Below are 2,003 nucleotides of genomic sequence, written 5' to 3'. Positions count from 1 at the left end.
GAATGGTAAGAAAATCGAGTATAGCCTATCAGAAGATGCTGTTAAAGGCTATACGACAGAGATTAAGGGTTATGACATTACTAATGTTCATCATCCAAAACAACCATTACCAAAAACTGGGGAGTCAAATAAAATCTTATTTAGTATTCTAGGCTTTGCCATTCTTGCTCTAGTAGGATTTATCATATATAGAGCTAAACGTTCTCGTTAAAAAAAATAAAAAACTCTTGCCTTCTGACAAGAGTTTTTTCAATTTTTATCGTAATCGACTAATTACAAAAAATGTATAATAAATGTATAATTAGTATAATTTTACAAATGTCAAATAATATGGTAAACTAATATAATTATTATGAAGTGAGGGAATCTATGGGTATTTTTAGGAAGAAAACAAAATTAGCAAAAAAAACGGAACTAAAAAGACACCTTAAAATTAGCGATTTAATATTTCTTGGATTAGGTTCAATGGTTGGAACGGGAATATTGACTGTCACAGGTATTGGAGCAGCTAATTTTGCAGGTCCGGCTCTTACTATATCTATTGTCATTTCGGCAGTTTCAGTAGGACTTTCAGCACTATTTTTTGCTGAATTTGCTTCAAGAATTCCTACCAACGGTGGTGCTTATAGTTATGTCTATCGAACAATGGGAGAATTTCCTGCATGGATTGTTGGTTGGTACATTATTATGGAATTTCTAACAGCGATTTCAGGAGTTGCTTCGGGGTGGGGTGGTTATTTTAAGGGGCTTTTGTCCAGTTATGGTTTAAAATTACCAGCTGCACTTAATGGAACTTTTGACCCGTCACAAGGCCATTATGTTGATCTTTTTCCAATTCTAGTAGTTATTTTAGTAACAGGTATTGTACTATTAAACTCAAAAATTGTTTTTAAACTTAATAATGTATTAGTTATTTTAAAGTTTTCGGCTCTCATTTTATTTATACTAATTGGGATATTCCATATTGATTTAAATAATTGGTCTAATTTTTCCCCATTTGGCTTTGGTCAAATTTATGGCGGACAAACAGGTATTATGGCAGGTGCTTCCTTGATGTTTTTTGCCTTTCTTGGTTTTGAGTCGATTTCAATGGCTGTTGATGAAGTTAATGAACCACAAAAAAACATTCCTAAAGGCATTGCTCTTTCATTATCAATTGTAACTTTTCTCTATATTGTTGTGACTCTTGTTTTAACTGGCATGGTTCATTATACCAAATTAAATGTTAGTGACGCTGTTGCTTTTGCTCTCAGGAGTATCGGTTTAACCTGGGCAGCCAACTATGTTTCAGTTGTTGCCATTTTAACATTAATCACAGTTTGTATATCGATGTCATATGCTTTGGCTAGAATGATATATAGCATCAGTCGCGATGGATTGTTACCAAAAACATTTAGTAAAGTTTCTAAAAATCAAAAAGTGCCTAAAAATGCAACACTTCTTGTTGGGATTATAGCAGCTATTTGTGCCGGGATATTTCCCATTGCAAGCATTGCTTCATTCTTAAATATATGTACATTAGCTTACCTTATTATATTGGCATATGGCATTATCAAATTAAGAAAAAATGAAGGGGTGCCTAAAAAAGGAGAATTTAGAACACCTTTTGTGCCAATTTTACCAATTATATCTATTGTTATATGTCTTTCCCTTATGAGTCAATATGAAATGACAACTTGGTTGGCATTTGGCTTAACAACAGTTATTGGAGTTGTTATTTACCTTTTATATGGTTACCATCATTCAGCGATTGCTTTTAAAAATAATGATGAAAAATAAAATGTAAAAAACTAGCATAAATTTAATCGAAAAACTAGATTTATGATACAGTATTTGTTATAATAGTCTCAGTGTCACCTTAAAATATTGTCAATTCTTTTCTTAAAAAAGGTATTGACAAAGCTTAGTTGAGGTGCTAGAATATAATAGTTGTCTCGAAAGAGCATGACCTTTGAAAACTGAACAAGACAAGAAACCAAACGTGCAGGGTTATGAAAGTAACC

General features: G+C 32.3%; 2 protein-coding genes. Both read left to right on the top strand.

Annotated elements, in window-relative coordinates:
* A partial coding sequence (locus JHK64_RS07420) for an LPXTG cell wall anchor domain-containing protein (protein ID WP_199568388.1) occupies positions 1–211 on the top strand: 211 nt, incomplete at its 5' end.
* Between the two features lie 158 nt (positions 212–369).
* Complete coding sequence (locus JHK64_RS07415; RefSeq protein ID WP_199568386.1) at positions 370–1,779, top strand: APC family permease; 1,410 nt, start codon at positions 370–372, stop codon at positions 1,777–1,779.
* Positions 1,780–2,003 lie beyond the last annotated feature (224 nt).

It is taken from the genome of Streptococcus zalophi (assembly GCF_016481285.1).
Lineage (GTDB): Bacteria > Bacillota > Bacilli > Lactobacillales > Streptococcaceae > Streptococcus > Streptococcus zalophi.
The sequence above is the reverse complement of the archived record's forward strand: the minus strand, read 5'-3'. Positions and strand labels throughout refer to the sequence as shown.